This window comes from Streptomyces sp. NPDC015242, from assembly GCF_043079125.1.
Lineage (GTDB): Bacteria > Actinomycetota > Actinomycetes > Streptomycetales > Streptomycetaceae > Streptomyces.
This window is the reverse complement of sequence record NZ_JBIBUF010000001.1, coordinates 676,317-694,859: the sequence shown is the minus strand read 5'-3', so window position 1 is coordinate 694,859 and position 18,543 is coordinate 676,317. Positions and strand designations below refer to the sequence as shown.

Sequence of the window (18,543 nt, the reverse complement as noted above, 5' to 3'; positions counted from 1 at the left end):
CTGAGGGTGCTAGCCCGTTCGTGCAACACGAGCGCACTTCTGAGGCGCCGACACACACAAGTGAGCGGCCGCGATGAGCCGAACGGCGCAGCACGAGGGCACTTGATTGAAGCCCCAACAAGACGCTGCGTCGTCAGACGTGCACCATGTGTGAGGAACTCGATCGCCGTCACGGGTCCGTGCCGCTGTACGCACGGCATGCCGTCCGACCGTCGGGAGACCGTGCCCCTCGAGCCCGAAAGGTGATCGGCGCCATGCTGCTACCCGCCAAAGCCGAAGTCGCCCGGCAGTTGCGGCGTTACCGGGCCTGGGAACGCGTGATGCTCGCGGCCCCGAACGACCGCACCGTACGGGCCACCTTCGAGGACTCCGGCTACACCCTCTGCGTGCTGATGGGAAAGCGCTGCGCGCGGGAGGCGGCGGACGCGGCCGAGCGGTACCTCCGCGCGAACCCGGCCGCCTGCCTGGAGGAGCCGGACCAGCGGGTCCGGCCCGCCGCGGCGGTCGGACGCGGCGCACCGGCCGTCGAACGCCGCGCACCCGCCGTCGACCGCCGTGCACCGGCGGTCGAACGGCGATCCCCCGCGGGAAGGTGACGGCCTTCCCGCACAGCTGTCCCCCGGCCGGGCCCCGGCCCGGCTCACTAGCACGGTGGAGGTGAGGACCATGAGCAAGACCCGGCCCATCGGCCGTATCCCGGTACGGGACGTCCGGCCTGCGGTGGAGGGCGGCAACCGGCCGGCCAAGGCCGTCGTGGGCGAGACGTTCCAGGTCACCGCCACCGTGTTCCGGGAGGGGCACGACGCGGTCGCCGCCAACGTCGTCCTGAAGGACCCCGAGGGCCGCCCCGGCCCCTGGACCCCCATGCGGGAGCTGGCTCCGGGCAGCGACCGCTGGGGCGCCGAGGTCACCGCGGACGTCGAGGGCCGGTGGACGTACCGGGTGGAGGCCTGGAGCGATCCGGTGGCCACCTGGCGCCACGCGGCGGGCATAAAGGTTCCGGCGGGCATCGATCCGGGACTGGTGCTGGAGGAGGGCGCCGACCTCCACGAGCGGGCGGCGGCGGGCGTGCCGAAGGAGGAGGGCCGTGCCGTGCTGCTGGACGCGGCCCGGACCCTGCGCGACGACACGCTGCCCCCGGCCACCCGGCTGGCGGCGGCGCTGACGCCCGAGGTCGACGCCGTCCTGTCCCGCCATCCGCTGCGCGACCTGGTCAGCACGTCCGAGCCGCTGCCGTTGCTGGTGGAGCGGGAGCGGGCGCTGTACGGGTCGTGGTACGAGTTCTTCCCGCGGTCGGAGGGCACACCTGAGCAGCCGCACGGGACGTTCCGGACGGCCGCGCGGCGGTTGCCGGCGATCGCGGCGATGGGCTTCGACGTGGTGTACCTGCCGCCGATCCACCCGATCGGCACCACGTTCCGCAAGGGCAAGAACAACACCCTCTCCCCCGGCCCGGACGATGTGGGGGTGCCGTGGGCGATCGGCTCGCCCGAGGGCGGGCACGACGCCGTCCACCCCGATCTGGGCACGCTGGAGGACTTCACCTGGTTCGTTCAGCAGGCCCGCGAGCTGGGCCTGGAGATCGCCCTGGACTTCGCGCTGCAGTGCTCCCCGGACCACCCCTGGGTGCACAAGCACCCCGAGTGGTTCCACCACCGGCCCGACGGCACCATCGCCTACGCGGAGAACCCGCCGAAGAAGTACCAGGACATCTACCCCATCGCCTTCGACGCGGACATGGACGGCCTGGTCGCCGAGACCTGCCGGGTGCTGCGGCACTGGATGGACTGCGGGGTGCGCATCTTCCGGGTGGACAACCCCCACACCAAGCCGGTCGTTTTCTGGGAGCGGGTCATCGCGGACATCAACCGCACCGACCCCGACGTGATCTTCCTGGCCGAGGCGTTCACCCGCCCGGCGATGATGCACACCCTGGCCCAGATCGGCTTCCAGCAGTCCTACACCTACTTCACCTGGCGCAACACCAAGGAAGAGCTCACCGAGTACCTGACGGAGCTGTCGGGCGAGGCGGCGAGCTACATGCGGCCCAACTTCTTCGCCAACACCCCCGACATCCTGCACGCCTACCTCCAGCACGGCGGCCGGCCCGCCTTCGAGGTCCGCGCCGTCCTCGCCGCCACGCTCTCCCCGACCTGGGGCGTCTACTCCGGCTACGAACTGTGCGAGAACACCCCGCTGCGCGAAGGCAGCGAGGAGTACCTCGACTCGGAGAAGTACCAGCTCAGGCCCCGCGACTGGGACACCGCCGAACGCGAGGGCCGCACCATCACCCCCCTGCTGACCCGGCTCAACACCATCCGCCGCGCCCACTCCGCGCTGCACCGGCTCAGGAACCTGCGCTTCCACCACACCGACAACGACGCGCTCATCGCGTACAGCAAGCGCACCGGATCCGACGTCGTCCTCGTGGTCGTGAACCTCGACCCGCACCACACCCAGGAGGCCACGGTCTCGCTCGACCTGCCGCACCTCGGCCTGGACCGGCACGAGTCGGTGCCGGTGCGCGACGAGCTCACCGGCGAGACCTACCACTGGGGCCGGAACAACTATGTGCGCCTGGAGCCGGGGCGGGCTCCTGCGCATGTGTTCCACGTCCAGTCGCCGCCCGCCGCGCAAGGGAACGGAGGGGCAGGAACGTCATGACCGTGAACGAGCCCGTGCTGGACACCTTCGAGGACACCCCCGCGAGGGACCGCGACCCGGAGTGGTTCAAGCGCGCCGTCTTCTACGAGGTGCTCGTCCGTTCCTTCCAGGACAGCAACGGCGACGGCGTCGGTGACCTGAAGGGCCTGACCGCCAAACTCGACTACCTGCAGTGGCTCGGCGTGGACTGCCTGTGGCTGCCGCCCTTCTTCAAGTCGCCCCTGCGCGACGGCGGCTACGACGTCTCCGACTACACGGCCGTGCTGCCGGAGTTCGGCGACCTCGCGGACTTCGTGGAGTTCGTCGACGCCGCCCACCAGCGCGGCATGCGCGTGATCATCGACTTCGTCATGAACCACACCAGCGACCAGCACCCCTGGTTCCAGGAGTCGCGCAAGGACCCCGACGGGCCCTACGGCGACTACTACATGTGGGCCGACGACGACAAGGGCTACCCGGACGCGCGGATCATCTTCGTCGACACCGAGACGTCGAACTGGACGTTCGACCCGGTGCGCGGCCAGTACTTCTTCCACCGATTCTTCTCGCACCAGCCCGACCTGAACTACGAGAACCCGCGCGTCCAGGAGGAGATCCTGGCCGCGCTGAAGTTCTGGCTGGACCTCGGCATCGACGGGTTCCGGCTCGACGCGGTCCCGTACCTCTACGCCGCCGAGGGCACCAACTGCGAGAACCTGCCCGCCACGCACGCCTTCCTCAAGCGGGTCCGCCGCGAGATCGACGCGCAGTACCCGGACACCGTGCTGCTCGCCGAGGCCAACCAGTGGCCGGAGGACGTCGTCGACTACTTCGGCGACTACGCCACCGGCGGCGACGAGTGCCACATGGCCTTCCACTTCCCGGTCATGCCCCGCATCTTCATGGCCGTACGCCGCGAGTCCCGCTACCCGGTCTCCGAGATCCTCGCCAAGACACCGGCCATCCCGTCGAACTGCCAGTGGGGCATGTTCCTGCGCAACCACGACGAGCTGACCCTGGAGATGGTCACCGACGAGGAGCGCGACTACATGTGGGCCGAGTACGCCAAGGACCCGCGGATGCGCGCCAACATCGGCATCCGCAGGCGCCTGGCCCCGCTGCTGGACAACGACCGGCATACGATCGAGCTGTTCACCGCGCTCCTGCTGGCTCTGCCCGGCTCGCCGATCCTCTACTACGGCGACGAAATCGGCATGGGCGACAACATCTGGCTCGGCGACCGGGACGCCGTGCGGACCCCGATGCAGTGGACCCCGGACCGCAACGCCGGCTTCTCCACCTGCGACCCGGGCCGTCTCTTCCTGCCGGCGATCATGGATCCGGTCTACGGGCACCAGGTGACCAACGTCGAGGCGTCGATGTCGTCGCCGTCGTCGCTGCTGCACTGGACCCGCCGCATGATCGAGATCCGCAAGCAGAACCCGGCCTTCGGACTCGGCTCCTACACCGAACTGCCGTCCTCCAACCCCGCGGTGCTCGCCTTCCTGCGCGAGTACGAGGACGACCTGGTGCTCTGCGTGAACAACTTCGCGCGGTTCGCCCAGCCGACCGAGCTCGACCTGCGCGAGTTCGCCGGGCGGCATCCGGTGGAGCTGTTCGGCGGGGTGCGCTTCCCCGCCATCGGTGAACTTCCGTACCTGCTGACCCTCGGGGGCCACGGCTTCTACTGGTTCCGGCTCACTCGAGTCGCATCGCGCATCGGCCGGCGACTGTGAGCATGCGCCGACGAAAGGAGGCGTGACCATGCCGAAGACCGCATCCCTCCGCCCGATCCCCTCGCGCCTGGCCGAGCCCATGGAGTCGCTCGGCCGGCTCCTGCGCGACTGGCTGCCGCGCCAGCGCTGGTTCGCGGGCAAGGACCGGCCCGTCACGGAGCTCGGCCTGCTGTCGATGACCGAGCTCTTCCCGGGCTGTCTGCACCTGCTCGTCCACGCCGGGCACGCGGGTCACACGGGCGTGCCCTCCCCGGGCGGGACTCCCCCGGCCGGGGACTGCTACCAGCTGCTGCTGGGCGTACGGGAGCACCCGGCGCCCCGGCTCGGCCGGGCGCTCATCGGGCAGGTGCAGGACGGGCCGCTGGCCGGCAAGACCGTCTACGACGCGCTGCACGACCCGCGGTCGGCCCAGCTGCTCCTGGACCGGCTGCGGCACCCGGGCACCGCGGGCCCCCTGCGCTTCGAGTGCGACCCGGACCAGCGGGTGCCCGCCGGGCTGGTGCCGCGCCTGCTGGACGCGGAGCAGTCCAACTCCTCGCTGGTGTACGGCGACGAGTACATCCTGAAGGTCTTCCGCCGCATCCAGCCGGGCGTCAACCCGGACCTGGAGGTGCCGGGGGCGCTGGCCCGGCAGGGCTGTCACCGCGTCCCGGCACCGGTCGCCTGGTTCCAGACCAAGCACCCGTTCCAGGCCACCCTCGGGGTCCTCCAGCCGTACCTGCGGGACGCCTCCGACGGCTGGACGCTGGCGCTGCACGCACTCGCCGCCGGGGACGACTTCACGGCCCAGGCGCGGGCGCTGGGCGCGGCCACCGCCGAGGTGCACCTCGCGCTGGCCTCGGCCTTCCCGGTCGGCGCCCCGGGCGAGAACGCGCGGACGGCGTCGGCCATGGCGGAGCGGCTGGACGCCGCCGCGCACTGCGTGCCCGCGCTGCGGCCCCATGTGCCGGGTCTGCGCTCCGCGTTCGCCGCGCTGAACAGCTGTGATCCCGGGCCGCCCGCCCAGCGCATCCACGGCGACCTGCATCTCGGCCAGGTGCTGCGGGCCGGACGCGACTGGTTCGTCATCGACTTCGAGGGCGAGCCGTCCCGGCCGCTCTCCGAGCGGCGCAGCGCCCACTCCCCCGTGCGGGACATCGCCGGGATGCTGCGCTCCTTCGACTACGCCGCCCGGCAGCGCCGTCCCTGGCGCCCGGAGTGGGCGCGGCGCTGCCGCGAGGCCTACTGCGCGGGCTATGCCGCCCGCGCCGGCTGGGACCCCCGCAAGAAGCACGGACTGCTCCGGGCCTATGAGACGGACCGGGCCGTGTACGAGGTGCTGTACGAGGCACGGCACCGCCCCGACTGGCTGCCTGTACCGATGGCGGCGATCGAGCGCCTCGCCGTGAGAGGAGACTGAGCCGTGGCCCTGCGAGACACCTCAATCCCGGAGCCGTCCGGCCCGGTCCCGACCGCGCCCGCCCTGAGCCCGGAGGACCGGGGACGCCTGCTGGCGGGCGCCCACCACGACCCGCACGCGCTGCTCGGCGCCCACCCGGTCCCGGGCGGGGTCGTGTTCCGGGCGCTGCGCCCCTTCGCCCGTGCGGTGGGCGTGGTGGTCGACGGCCGGCGCACGGCCCTGGTCTCGGAGGGCGACGGCCTGTTCTCCGGCGTGCTGCCGCTCGCGGAGATCCCCGCGTATACCCTGCACGTGGTCTACGAGGAGGGCGAGCAGGAGACGCACGACCCGTACCGCTTCCTGCCCGCGCTCGGTGAGCTCGACCTGCACCTGATCCGCGAGGGCCGGCACGAGCAGCTGTGGCGGGCGCTGGGCGCCGAGCCCATGACCCACGAGGGCGTGGCCGGCACGCGGTTCACGGTGTGGGCGCCGAACGCGCAGGGCGTGCGGGTGGCCACGGACTTCACCCACTGGGACGGGACGCAGTTCCCGATGCGCTCGCTGGGCGCGTCCGGCGTGTGGGAGGTGTTCCTGCCGGACGTCGGCGAGGGCACCCCGTACAAGTTCGAGATCCACTCGCGGTACGGGCAGCGCTTCCTCAAGGCCGACCCGATGGCCCGGCGCACCGAGGAGCCGCCCAACACCGCGTCCATCGTGACGGCCTCGCACTACGAGTGGAACGACGCCGAGTGGATGGCGCACCGGGCGGACCGGCCGGTGCACGAGGCGCCGTTCTCGGTCTACGAGGTGCACCTGGCGTCCTGGCGGCCGGGGCTGACCTACCGTCAGCTCGCCGAGGAACTCCCGAAGTACGTCAAGGACCTGGGCTTCACGCACGTCGAGCTGATGCCGGTCGCCGAGCACCCCTTCCACGGGTCCTGGGGCTACCAGGTGACGGGCTTCTACGCGCCGACGGCCCGGCTCGGCACGCCCGACGACTTCCGGTTCTTCGTCGACGCCTGCCACCGGGCCGGTCTCGGCGTGATCATGGACTGGGTGCCGGCGCACTTCCCGAAGGACGACTGGGCGCTGGCCCGGTTCGACGGGGAACCGCTCTACGAGCCCGGCGACGACCGGCGCGCGGAGCACCCCGACTGGGGCACCTACGAGTTCGACTTCGGCCGCACGGAGGTGCGCAACTTCCTGGTCGCGAACGCCGTGTACTGGTGCGAGGAGTTCCACATCGACGGGCTGCGGGTGGACGCGGTCGCCTCGATGCTCTACCTCGACTACTCGCGCGAGGACGGCCAGTGGGAGCCCAACGTGCACGGCGGCCGGGAGGACCTGGCGGCCATGGCGTTCCTGCAGGAGATGAACGCCACGGTGTACCGGCGGGCCCCGGGCGTGGTCACGATCGCCGAGGAGTCCACCGCCTGGGGCGGGGTGACCCGGCCCACCGACACCGGCGGGCTCGGCTTCGGGCTGAAGTGGAACATGGGCTGGATGCACGATTCGCTGGAGTACATCTCCCACGAGCCGGTGCACCGCAAGTACCACCACCACGAGATGACGTTCTCGATGGTGTACGCCTACAGCGAGAACTACGTCCTGCCGATCTCCCACGACGAGGTCGTGCACGGCAAGCAGGCGCTGGTGACGAAGATGCCGGGCGACTGGTGGCAGCGGCGGGCGAACCTGCGGGCCTATCTCGGCTTCATGTGGAGCCACCCGGGCAAGCAACTGCTCTTCATGGGGCAGGAGTTCGCACAGGGAGCCGAGTGGTCGGTGGAGCACGGCCCGGAGTGGTGGCTGCTCGACGAGGGCTACCACTCGGCGGGTGACCACCGGGGCGTGCGCGACCTGGTCCGCGACCTGAACACGCGGTACCTGGCGACGCCCGCCCTGTGGCAGTGCGACACCCGCCCGGAGGGGTTCCGGTGGGTGGCGGTGGACGCGGCCGACGACAACGTCCTCGCGTTCCTGCGCTACGACGCCGACGGCAACCCGCTGCTCGCGGTCTCCCACTTCTCCCCCGTGGTGCGGCAGGACTACGGCCTGTGGGTCCCGGGTGACGTCGTCGCCTGGCAGGAGGTCCTCAACACCGACGACACGCGCTACGGCGGCAGCGGCGTGACCAACCCGGACCCGGTCAAGCCGGAGGAGGGCACGGTCCGGATCACGCTGCCTCCGCTGGCCACGGTGTGGCTCACGCCGTTCGCGGGGTGAAGTCGGTCCGGCGCACCAGGTGTCCGAACGGCCTGTGAGGGGCACTGGGGGTCTACCCCGGGAAAACCCGGTGGTCGACGCTTCGGAGTCTTGGAAGGGCGGGCATCAGTGCGCACCGTCGGAGTGGAGGAGGAACTCCTCCTGGTCGATCCGGAAACCGGGGAGCCGCGGGCGCTGTCCGCGGCGGTCCTCGCCCGGGCGGCTCGGGACGACGCGGATCAGGACGTGTTCGAGAAGGAACTCCACGAGCAGATGCTGGAGTTCGCGACACATCCGCAGTCGTCGATGGAGGCCCTGCGCGCGGAGATCGTCCGCTGCCGCAAGGAGGCCGCCCGGCACGCCGGGGAGATCGGCTGCACGGTGGCGGCGCTCGCCACCTCGCCGCTGCCGGTCAGCCCGGCCGTCGGGCTGAACCGGCGGTACCAGTGGATGGCGGACCAGTACGGCATAGCCACCCGGGAGCAACTGGTCCTGGGCTGTCATGTGCACGTTTCGGTGGAGTCGGACGAGGAGGGTGTCGCGGTCGTCGACCGGCTGCGGCCGTGGCTGCCGGTGCTCCGGGCGCTCAGCGCGAACTCGCCGTTCTGGCAGGGCAAGGACACGGGCTACAGCAGTTACCGCAGCCGGGTGTGGCTGCGCTGGCCCTCGGCCGGCCCGACCGAGATCTTCGGCTCGCCCGAGCGGTACCACCGGCTGATCGCGGACATGGTGGCCACCGGCGCCCTCCTCGACGACGGGATGATCTACTTCGACGCGCGGCTCTCCCCGCGGTACCCGACGGTGGAGCTGCGGGTCGCGGACGTCTGCCTGCACGCCGGGACGGCGGTGCTGATCGCCACCCTCGTGCGCGGGCTGGTCGAGACGGCCGCACGCGAGTGGCGGGAGGGCCGGGAACCGCTCGATCACAGCGTCACCCTGCTGCGGCTGGCCGACTGGCAGGCCGCCCGCTCGGGACTGACGGGCGAGCTGCTGCACCCCGCGACCATGCGGCGCATGCCGGCCGAGTCGGTCGTGCGGACCCTGCTGGAGCACGTCGAGGAGGCCCTCGACAGCACGGGGGATTTGGAGCAGGCCCGGGTGGCGTGCGAGGAACTGCTGCGCGACGGCAACGGCGCACAGGTGCAGCGCGAGCTGATGGAGCGCACGGGCAGCCTGCGGGACGTCGTCACCGAGTGCGTGCGGCACACGCAGGGCTGAGGCGTCCCGTTGGGCGGCTGCTCTCTCAGAGGATGAGGACGAGGGCGTAGGCGAGGAAGAACGCCGCGATCAGCACCGTCATGACGATGATCACGGCCATCGGGGCCTTGGCCCAGCCCTTGGTCGGGTTGTGGGTCTCCCGCGGCAGCGCCTCGGGCATGCTGCTCTCCGCGGGCGGGGTCTCGCCCGGCGGCACACCGCCGCCGGGCTCGAGACCGGTGCTGCGCTCGGGCTCGGGATCTGGGCTGTAGTGACTCATGTCTCCCGGGTCCCCCGATCACGCCGAGATCATCAGCGGACCCACTTCCGTATTTCCCGACCCCGAAGGGTCCCGACTCGACTACATTCGAGCACCGCTGATGACGGTACCCATCGGCTGCGTGACACCCCGTACATGTCAGGAGCAGTGCATGCGCGATCTCGCCCTCGCTCCACCGGCCGTGTCGCCCCTGACGGGCGGGCTCGCCGACAGCGTCTTCGAGACGGCGGACCGGGAACCGGCCCGGCCGGTGCTCGCCCGCCGGGCCGGCCCCGCCTCGTCCGCGTGGGAGGAGGTCACGGCGAGCGAGCTGCGGGACCAGCTCGTGGACGTGGCCAAGGGCCTGATCGCCGCCGGGATCGCCCCCGGCCACCGGGTGGCCATCATGGCGCGCACCCGCTACGAGTGGACGGTCCTGTGCCACGCGCTGTGGGCGGTGGGGGCCGAGGTCGTGCCCATCTACCCGACGGCCTCACGCGACCAGGTCGAGTGGATCCTGCGGGACGCGGGCTGCGTGGCCGTGGTGGTGGAGGACGAGCAGGGCGTCATGACGGTCGGCTCGGTGTGCGCGTCCCTGCCGATGCTGGGCCACGTCTGGCAGCTCGACGCGGGCGCGCTGGAGGAGCTGGCGGTGCGCGGGCGGGACGTGCCGCTCGCCACGGTCGACTCGATGCGCCGCATCGTGCTGCCGGACTCGACCGCCGTCATCGCCTACACCTCCGGCACGACCGGCCACGCCATGGGCTGTGCCCTGAGCCACCGGAACCTGGCCGTCACCTGTGACACCCTGCTGGCGGGCTGGGGCCACACGGCCGCACCACGCGGAGAGCAGGGCTCGGTGCTGGCGTTCCTGCCCTTCTCCCACGTGTACGGCCTGATGATCCAGGGCCTGTGCGTGCGCGGCGGGCTGCTCATGGGACACCAGGCGGACCTCGGCGGCGAGGCGCTGTCGGCGGCGCTGCGCTCGTTCCGTCCCACGTACTTCTACGCGGTCCCGTCGGTCTTCGAGAAGATCTACAAGAACTTCCTGCGCATCGCCCAGCAGGGGGGTCACGGCGGGCTCTTCGAACGGGCCGCCGGGACCGCCCGGGACTTCGCCGCCGCCCTGGAGCGCCAGCGGCTGGGCCGGGGCCGCGGGCCGGGCTTCGACCTGCGGCTGCAGCACGCCCTGTACGAGCGCACGGTCTACCGCCGGCTGCGGGCCGCGCTCGGCGGCCGGGTGCAGCGGGCGACGTCCGGCGGTTCACCCCTCAGCCGTGACCTGTCGCTGTTCTACGAGGGCATCGGCATCTACGTGCACGACGGGTACGGCCTGACCGAGACCTCCGGCGGGGTGACGATGCAGCCGCTGGGCCGGGAGAAGTCCGGGACGGTCGGACGAGCGCTGCCGGGCACGGAGATCAGGGTGGCCGAGGACGGCGAGATCCTGGTGCGCGGGCCGTCGGTCTTCCAGGGCTACGTGAACGACGAGGCGGCCACCCGGGCCGCGCTGCGCGGGGGCTGGCTGGCGACCGGGGACCTCGGGCAGCTGGACGCGGAGGGCTATCTCACGATCACCGGCCGCAAGAAGGACATCATCATCACGAGCAGCGGCAAGAGCGTCGCACCGGCCGCACTGGAGCAGCGGCTGCGGATGCATCCGCTCATCCACCAGGCCGTGGTCGTGGGCGACAACCGGCCGTGCGTGGGCGCCCTGATCACGCTGGACCCGGAGTTCCTCGCGCACTGGCGGGCCGCGCTGTCCCTGCAGGGCGAGATGCGCGAGGCCCGGGAGGAGAACGCGCTGCGCGAGGAGGTCGCCCGGGCCGTGGCCGCGGCGAACAGCGCCGTGTCACGGTCGGAGTCGATCCGGGTGTTCCGGGTGCTGCCGGAGCCGTTCGACGTGACCAATGGGCTGCTGACCCCGTCGATGAAGCTGCGCCGGGACGAGATCGTGCGGCACTACGCCGCCGAGATCGACGCCATGTACGCCTCCCGCAGGCGCCCCGGGCGGCCGAACACCCCGGAAGAAGCGGCACACTGGGACGATTCCGACAGTGTGTTCCGTTGAGCGTGCGGCCGGACGCGTAGGCCACGCCCGCTCGGGAACACGCAACAGTGGCGACGCAAGAGAAAGGACGACAGCCCTGACGACAGCCCTCGCTGACGCCTGGGCCGGAAAGGCGATATGTCAACCGAGCCGCGTGGGGACGACGCCCTGACCTCCGAGGAGATCCCGAGCCGCACGAACAGCTTCGTGGGCGAGCCGCATGACGTGACGGGTGCGCGGCTGGCCGCGGAGGAGTTCCTGCGTGATCTCGCACGCTCCTCGCCGCCCTCTGCCCCCGAGTACTGGGACGACATCCTGCTGGTGGTGACGGAACTGGCCGCCAACGCGGTCCAGTACGCCCCGGGGCCTTTCGCACTGCGGATGCGCCGCACCTTCGACGGCGTGCACGTGGTCCTGCACGACACCAGCACCACCGAGCCCGCGCCCCGCCCCTTCGATCCGCGCAGCGGTGGCGGCGGCATCGGCTGGCACCTCATACACACCCTGTGCGACCAGGTCAGCGTGGTGACCGACGACCAGGGCAAGGACGTGCACGTCTTCCTGCCCTGGTGAGTCCGGGTTTCCGCGTCGGGCCGGGCGCGGGCGCCGCGCGCCCGCGCCCGGCTCAGACGGCGGTCGTCTCCCGCGGGGGCAGCCTGTCGTAGTAGTCACCCACCGCGCGCAGGTACTGCTGGTCCCGCGTCTCGCTGTCGGTCTGGAAGCGGGGTGCCGCCTTGGCGTCTCCCCTGCTGCAGGCCAGTGTGACCTTGCGGGCCTGCGTGTCGATGCCGGTGACGACTCCGGCCGGCACCAGGACGCTCCGGCCGAACACCCAGACGCCGGTGTCGACGACCAGGTGCCGCAGGCCGTGCGGAGCGGCCTCGCGGTCCACGTGCCCGATCGTGCCGTCGGCCGCGGCGACGGTGAAACCGGTCAGGTCCTGCCCCTCGACGTGACCGCTGTCCGGCGCGTACGACCAGATTCTGTCGATGGTCACGCTGCTCCATCCTCCCTGACGGTGTGCGGATCGCTCGAAGCCCCGGCGGACGGCTCTCGCCCGCCCTGCTCCACAGCAGCAATTACCCTCCTGTCGCACGCGCATTCGGCGAACCCCTGTAGCAGTGCGCGCGACGTGATCCGGGGCCGACGCACATCGGGGTGCATGGGAGGCGGTTTCCGGGGTAATCGCGGGGGCGCGGTGAAAACGGAGCCCGCCAGCGAAGGGAGGCACATGGGAAACGGCAGTCGCGTCCGTGACACGACCGGCACCGCCCCGCACCGCGGTCATCCCCAGAGGTGACCAGCCCCAGGCCGTAGCACTTGTTGGAGGTACCCGTGCCCCTCGCCCAGAACCCGCTGTCCGTGGAAGTCGAACTGCCCCGGGAGAACGTGGCCCTGTTCACGGTCGACGGCTACCTGGACGTCGACACCGCGACCGAGTTCCAGGCCCATCTGGCCAACCAACTCCACCACGGCCGACGACACTTCCTGCTCGACCTGTCGTCCGTCCCGTTCATGGACTCGTCGGGCATGAACATCATCCTGCGGGTGTACCAGGAGACCCGCGGCAACGCCGGCAGCGTGCACGTCATCAGCCCGACGCCGGCCGTGGGGCGCATCCTCGATCTGACCGGCGTGAGCATCACGGTGCCCATATCGGAGACCGTGGAGGAGGCCCTGGCCCGCGTCGACGCGGGGCCGGTGCTCCCGGAGGAGCCGGGGGCGGAGGGCGTCTGACCCGACGGGCGCCCGTGGGCCCGGCGCCGGCGACGAACCGGCCGGCCGGAGCCCTGGCCCCGCCCTGCCCGCACGGTGGTTCACCCCCCTCGCACGCCGGTGACGGCGGTGCCCAACCGCCGTCGGCCGGAACCGGAACGCTTGCGCCGGATCCGGTGTCGTACGAGGTCGGCGCATGGTTAGAGTTGTCGCCCGGCAAGTGTCACATCGCCGTTCTCGTTGCCAGAAGCGGGCTCGGTCGACGCAACGCGAATGAGGAGAGAACCAGGTGCCGGAGCACGAAGCGGACGGACAACTCGCCACGCCTTCCCAGGAGGTACGGGACTTCCTGCACCGGCGGCGTGAGCAGATCGCCCAGCGGTGGGCGGACGAGCCCCTGTTCCGCACCGTGTTCACCGTCTCGCGCGACGAGGCGGTGGAGGCGGGCAAGGCCGTCGTCGACGCGCTCGCCCGGGTGGCCGACTCCGACCAGGTGGAGGACCCGGACGCCGCGGGCTTCAGCGGGGTGCGCGAACAGCTGGCCCGCATGGGCGCGGCGCGCTCCCGCGCGGGGCTGTCGAACACCCAGGTCTCCAGCGAGCTGGCGGCGCTGCGGCCGCCGGTGGAGAATCTGCTGGCCTCCGATCTGGAACAGGCCCCGCCGGAGCACCTGCGGGCCTGTTCGACCACGCTGACGGTGCTGATGGGCACCCTGCGGCTGGTGGCCATGCAGACGGCGCTGAGCGAGTGGCAGGCGCTCAGCGACCGGCAGCGGATGCAGCTGCTGGAGGTCGCCACGCCGGTCATCCGGCTGTGGGACGGCATCGTGGCCGTACCGCTGATCGGCACGCTCGACAGCGCGCGCAGCCAGATCGTGATGGAGACGCTGCTGAACGCCGTCGTCGAGCAGCACGCCCGGTTCGCGATCCTCGACATCACCGGTGTGCCCACGGTCGACTCGCTGGTCGCGCAGCACCTGATGAAGACGGTGGCCGCGGCACGGCTGATGGGCGCCGAGTGCATCGTCTCCGGCATCCGGCCCGCCATCGCGCAGACCATGGTCCACCTCGGTCTCGACCTGGACGTCCTCACCCGCGCCAGCCTCTCGGACGCGCTGGGGTACGCGCTGCACCAACTCGGCGCGGACATCGTGAACCCGGGTACGGGTCAGCGGTGAGCGACGCCTCCCCCCGTCCCGTCCCGGGCCAGGTGCCGGTGCTCCGGCTCGGGGACGTCCTGCTGGTCACGCTCCAGGGGGACCTGCACGACAGCACGGCGCAGCAGCTCCAGCAGGACCTCGCCGAGACCATCTCCCGCACCGGGGTGCACGGTGTCCTCATCGACATCTCCGGCGTGGAGATCGTCGACTCCTTCCTGGGGCGGGTACTGGCCGAGATCGCCGCGCAGGCCAAGCTGCTGGCGGCGCGGACCGTGGTGGCGGGCATGCGCCCGGCGGTCGCCATCACCCTGGTCGAACTGGGACTCACGCTGCCGGGCCTGAGGACGGCGCTCAGCACCGAGGCGGGCATGGAGCTCCTCACGCAGCAGCCCCCGGCGCCCCGTCCCGGCAGTCCGCGTCAGGAGATTCCGTGATGCACACCGCCGCGGGCGTGGAGGCCTGCCTGCCGATCCGGTCCGACATGGACCTGGTGTGGGTGCGCCAGCACGTACGGCAGGCCGCTGCCCGGCTCGGCTTCGGCCTGGTGGAGCAGACCAAGCTGGTCACCGCCGCGAGCGAGCTGGCCCGCAACACCCTCGTCCACGGCGGGGGCGGACAGATGGAGGCGACCCGCGTCAGCAGCGGGGCCGCGCAGGGGCTGCGGCTGTCCTTCAGCGACGAGGGGCCGGGCATCCCCGACCTCGACCTGGCGCTCAGCGACGGCTACACGTCCGGCGGCGGGCTCGGGATGGGGCTGAGCGGTGCCCGGCGCCTGGTGCACGACTTCGACATCGACAGCACGCCCGGTGCCGGCACGACGGTGCGGGTGACGTGCTGGGTGGCCCAGCCGCCGCGCCCCCGCGAGGAGGCCTGATGCCACGCGTGTGGGACATCCCGGTGCGCGACGCGACCCGGGTCCGCGACGCGCGGGTCGCGGCCGAACAGGCGGCCGCGCTGGCCGGGCTCGACGAGCGCCGTACGGCGGCGGCCGCGCTGGTCGCGACCGAGCTGGCCACGAACCTGCTCAAGCACGCGGAGGGCGGGCAGGTGCTCATCGACGTCGTGGACCCGCCGGTGCTGCGGGACGGCCGTGAGGAGTCCCGGGTGGTCCAGATCGCCGCGATCGACCACGGCCCGGGCATACGCGACGTCCCCGCTGCGGTGCGCGACGGTTTCTCCACGACCCGCTCGCTCGGCGCGGGCCTCGGCACGTGCCGCCGCCTGGCCGACGACTTCGGCCTGCACAGCACGCCCGGCCGCGGCACGGTGGCGGTGGCGCGGGTCGGCTCGACGTCCCGGACCGGTGCCGTGCCCGCGGGGGCGACGGCCGCCGCGTGGCCCGACGGAGGCGCGGCGGGCCGGGCCGTCCCCCCGGACGGCGACCCCTGGACGGGGCCCGACGACCCGGTCTCCCGGGACGAGCCGGGGCCGGGCGGCGCCCCGCGCGCCGCTTCGGCGCCGCTCGCGGCCATGGCCTGCGGGGGCCTCACCGGGCACGCCGGCGCGCCCGGCCTCACCGGGCGGGGCGCGTCACCGACGTCCCGGAACGATGCGGCACCGACCGGGTCCCGCGGCCGCCCGGGCACCGGCGCGGCGCCGGACCCCTCCCCGGCGGAGCGTGGCGGCCCGGCCGGGCACGCGCTCCGCGAGGCACCGGCGCGCGCGCCTCGCGACCCGCTCGCCCGCGTCCGGGCCGGCGGCGTGAACATCCCCTACGGCGGAGCCGAGTACTCCGGTGACGCCTGGACCTGTGTGCGTTCCGGGGAGCGGGTGACGCTGATGCTGGCGGACGGGCTGGGGCACGGGCCGGAGGCCGCCCGGGCCTCGTCCGCCGCGGTCGCGGCGCTGCACCGGTGGGCCCACCTCTCCCCCGCCGAGGCCCTGAGGCACCTGCACGAGGCGCTGCGGGGCACCCGCGGCGCGGCCGTCGCGCTGGCCCAGCTCGATCTGCGGACCGGGCGGCTGAAGTTCGCCGGCATAGGAAACGTGGGGGCCCGGCTGCGCGCGGACGGCAGCTGGCGGGCCCTGCTGTCCCGCCCCGGCATCGTCGGCGTCCACCGGCCCACCACCCTCCGTGAGGAGGAGGCCCGCTGGGCGGCCGACCGGCTGCTCATCCTGCACACCGACGGCCTGCCCAGCCGCTGGACGCCGCCGGACGACTCCGGCGCGCCCGCGGCCGACCCGGCCGTGACGGCCGCCGTGACGATACGCGACGCCAGCAGTCCCGCCCGCCCGGTGCGGGACGACACCGCCGTGGCCGTGCTGACTCCCACCCCGCCGGAACGCCCATGATGCGCACTTGGCAGATCACCACCGTCACCGACGCGGCACGCGCGCGGATCGCCCTCGCGCGCCTGGCCGCCGCCTACGGTGTGCCCACCCTCGAACGAACCAGGCTCGCCGCCGCCCTCAGCGCCCACCTGCGGCAGTGCCTCACCAAGGGCGGCACCTGGCTGCTCACCCTGAACGTCGCCGGATCGCCCGCCGAGGAAGGGCTGCTGCGCGCCCTGGTGACCCCGTCGCCGGAGGCCTGTGCCGCCGGGGAGCCGCCGTGGGAGGTCACGGTGCCCTGCCCCGAGGCGGCCGGGCCCGCGGACGCCGGCACGGTCGCCGAGGACCCGGCGGCCCTCGCCGAGGCGCTGCTCGGCGCCGACGAGGACACCGCCGTGGTGCTGGACAAGCTCACCGAGCAGGAGGACCTGGTCGCCTTCCACCGGGAGGAGCTGCACCAGACCAACCAGGGCGTGCTGGCCCTGCACGCCGAGCTGGACGCGGCCGGACGGGCGCAGCGCGAGGCCTTCGCCGCCGAGCGCAGCGCCCGTAACGAGGCGGAGAGCGCCCGCCGCAGGCTGACGTTCCTCGCGGACGCGAGCGCCGTGCTGACGGCGTCCCTCAACCACGAGGAGATCGTGCGCCGGCTGCCCGAACTGCTGGTGCCGGAGTACGCGAGCAGCGTCGACGTGTGGCTGTTCGACGAGGACGACAAGCACCGCACGACCCCGCACCCGGCCGCCGCGGTGCTGGCCGCGCGGACCGGGCGGCCCCAGTACGCGGCCGACCATCCGGGCAACCTGCCGGGCGTCGGCGACCAGCCGCCGTCGGCGCTGGACCCGGGCACGCCGCTGCTGTGCGTGCCACTGCCGACACGGCGGGCGCCGCTGGGCGTGCTGACGCTGTCGCCGCCCGGCGCGCGCTGGGACCCGGACGACGCGGTGATGCTGATCGAGCTCACCCGGCGGGCCAGCATCGCCATCGACAACGCCCGCCGCTTCGAGCACAACCGCGACATCGCCGAGACGCTGCAGCGGGCGCTGCTCACGGACCTGCCGGCGACGCCGGGGCTCAGCCTGGCCGCGCGCTATCTGCCGGCCACGCACGGGCTGAACATCGGCGGCGACTGGTACGACGCGTTCCCGCAGCGCGACGGCGGGCTCATCACCGTCATCGGCGACGTGACCGGGCACGGGCTGCACGCGGCGGTGATGATGAGCCAGCTGCGCACCGCGCTGCGGGCGTACGCCGTCGACGGCGACAGCCCGGGCCGGCTGCTGACCCGGCTGCACCGCTTCCTGCACCACCTGCAGCCGGATCTGTACGCCACGGCCGTCATCGCCCGGTTCCACCCCGACGAGCCCACGCTGACCTGGGCGGCCGCGGGTCATCCGCCGCCGGTGCTGCGCCTGGCCGACGGCACCGTGCGCACGCTCGACGCCAAGCCCGGGGCGATGCTCGGCATTCCCCTGACCCAGGAGATCGACGACCACACGGTGCAGCTGACGCCCGGCTCGACGCTCGCGCTGTACACGGACGGGCTGGTGGAGCGGCGCGCGCAGGGCATAGACCCGGGGATCGAGCGCTTGGCCGCGGCGCTGGGGCGGTTCGGCTCCGCGGAGCTGGACGCGGATCTGGAGGGCTCGGCGGACCGGATCCTGCACCCGCTGCTCAGCGATTCCGAGCGCGACGACGACGTGTGCCTGCTGCTGTGCCACGTCCGGGGGGACACCGCGTCCTGACGGGCCGGCGCCGCGGCGGTGCGCACGCGTTCTGCGCTCCCGGCCGGTGCTTTTCGGCCACCCTGCGGGCATGGTGGTGATCGACGCGTTCGTCTGCCTGCCACGCCCGACTGGCGAACCGGCCGGACACGGGGTGGGATCGAAAGGGTGCGAACCGGCGATCCAGGGGCAGGCGAAAGGCGTTCGA

The 18,543-nt window shown here is 72.6% G+C and carries 16 protein-coding genes; 14 read left to right on the top strand and 2 right to left on the bottom strand.

Annotated features, from left to right (window positions below; genetic code table 11):
* Nucleotides 1–254 precede the first annotated feature (254 nt).
* From ACF07N_RS03155 to ACF07N_RS03130, 6 genes are all read left to right on the top strand, one after another.
* Nucleotides 255–596, top strand: a complete 342-nt coding sequence (locus ACF07N_RS03155; protein ID WP_392107641.1) for a DUF5133 domain-containing protein — start codon at nt 255–257, stop codon at nt 594–596.
* A 70-nt stretch (nt 597–666) separates the two neighbouring features.
* Nucleotides 667–2,664 carry an alpha-1,4-glucan--maltose-1-phosphate maltosyltransferase gene (locus ACF07N_RS03150; protein ID WP_392107639.1) on the top strand — a complete coding sequence of 666 codons (1,998 nt, stop codon included), beginning with the start codon at nt 667–669 and terminating at the stop codon, nt 2,662–2,664.
* A complete protein-coding gene (gene treS, locus ACF07N_RS03145; protein ID WP_392107637.1) occupies nt 2,661–4,379 on the top strand; it encodes a maltose alpha-D-glucosyltransferase in 1,719 nt (572 codons plus the stop codon). Before ACF07N_RS03150 ends, treS begins: the two co-directional genes overlap by 4 nt.
* A 28-nt stretch (nt 4,380–4,407) precedes the next feature.
* Entirely contained in the window at nt 4,408–5,778 is a 1,371-nt protein-coding gene (locus ACF07N_RS03140) for a maltokinase (protein WP_392107635.1), read from the top strand.
* A gap of 3 nt (nt 5,779–5,781) precedes the next feature.
* Nucleotides 5,782–7,983 carry a 1,4-alpha-glucan branching protein GlgB gene (glgB, locus tag ACF07N_RS03135; protein WP_392107633.1) on the top strand — a complete coding sequence of 734 codons (2,202 nt, stop codon included), beginning with the start codon at nt 5,782–5,784 and terminating at the stop codon, nt 7,981–7,983.
* Between the two features lie 108 nt (nt 7,984–8,091).
* A complete protein-coding gene (locus tag ACF07N_RS03130) occupies nt 8,092–9,180 on the top strand; it encodes a glutamate--cysteine ligase (protein WP_392107630.1) in 1,089 nt (362 codons plus the stop codon).
* A 25-nt stretch (nt 9,181–9,205) separates the two neighbouring features.
* Here the strand turns inward: ACF07N_RS03130 and ACF07N_RS03125 are convergent, their stop codons facing one another.
* The gene (locus ACF07N_RS03125; protein WP_383335735.1) at nt 9,206–9,439 is read right to left on the bottom strand and encodes a DUF6480 family protein; all 234 of its coding nucleotides are present in this window, start codon (nt 9,437–9,439) and stop codon (nt 9,206–9,208) included.
* Between the two features lie 151 nt (nt 9,440–9,590).
* Between ACF07N_RS03125 and ACF07N_RS03120 the strand changes: the two genes are divergently transcribed.
* Together ACF07N_RS03120 and ACF07N_RS03115 are read left to right on the top strand one after the other, a co-directional pair.
* A complete protein-coding gene (locus ACF07N_RS03120) occupies nt 9,591–11,489 on the top strand; it encodes an AMP-dependent synthetase/ligase (RefSeq protein WP_392107627.1) in 1,899 nt (632 codons plus the stop codon).
* Nucleotides 11,490–11,606: 117 nt separating this feature from the next.
* Nucleotides 11,607–12,041, top strand: a complete 435-nt coding sequence (locus ACF07N_RS03115; protein WP_351367353.1) for an ATP-binding protein — start codon at nt 11,607–11,609, stop codon at nt 12,039–12,041.
* Nucleotides 12,042–12,093: 52 nt separating this feature from the next.
* Here ACF07N_RS03115 and ACF07N_RS03110 read toward each other — a convergent pair whose 3' ends face one another.
* The gene (locus tag ACF07N_RS03110) at nt 12,094–12,465 is read right to left on the bottom strand and encodes a PRC-barrel domain containing protein (RefSeq protein ID WP_383335732.1); all 372 of its coding nucleotides are present in this window, start codon (nt 12,463–12,465) and stop codon (nt 12,094–12,096) included.
* A gap of 338 nt (nt 12,466–12,803) precedes the next feature.
* On the opposite strand from ACF07N_RS03110, the gene ACF07N_RS03105 reads away from it, so the two are divergent.
* The 6 genes from ACF07N_RS03105 to ACF07N_RS03080 all read left to right on the top strand — a co-directional run bounded on the left by ACF07N_RS03105 (nt 12,804) and on the right by ACF07N_RS03080 (nt 18,356).
* Nucleotides 12,804–13,205, top strand: coding sequence for an STAS domain-containing protein (locus ACF07N_RS03105; protein WP_392107623.1), 402 nt, complete (start codon nt 12,804–12,806; stop codon nt 13,203–13,205).
* Between the two features lie 268 nt (nt 13,206–13,473).
* Entirely contained in the window at nt 13,474–14,361 is an 888-nt protein-coding gene (locus ACF07N_RS03100; RefSeq protein ID WP_383335730.1) for an STAS domain-containing protein, read from the top strand.
* Complete coding sequence (locus ACF07N_RS03095; RefSeq protein ID WP_383335729.1) at nt 14,358–14,777, top strand: STAS domain-containing protein; 420 nt, start codon at nt 14,358–14,360, stop codon at nt 14,775–14,777. Before ACF07N_RS03100 ends, ACF07N_RS03095 begins: the two co-directional genes overlap by 4 nt.
* Nucleotides 14,777–15,217 (top strand): anti-sigma regulatory factor, encoded by a 441-nt coding sequence (locus ACF07N_RS03090; RefSeq protein ID WP_383335728.1) that lies wholly within the window; start codon nt 14,777–14,779, stop codon nt 15,215–15,217. The genes ACF07N_RS03095 and ACF07N_RS03090 overlap by 1 nt, the downstream gene beginning before the upstream one ends.
* Nucleotides 15,217–16,635: a SpoIIE family protein phosphatase gene (locus ACF07N_RS03085; protein WP_392107618.1), complete on the top strand. Its 1,419-nt coding sequence runs from the start codon at nt 15,217–15,219 to the stop codon at nt 16,633–16,635. The genes ACF07N_RS03090 and ACF07N_RS03085 overlap by 1 nt, the downstream gene beginning before the upstream one ends.
* Nucleotides 16,632–18,356 (top strand): PP2C family protein-serine/threonine phosphatase, encoded by a 1,725-nt coding sequence (locus tag ACF07N_RS03080; RefSeq protein ID WP_383335726.1) that lies wholly within the window; start codon nt 16,632–16,634, stop codon nt 18,354–18,356. The genes ACF07N_RS03085 and ACF07N_RS03080 overlap by 4 nt, the downstream gene beginning before the upstream one ends.
* Nucleotides 18,357–18,543 lie beyond the last annotated feature (187 nt).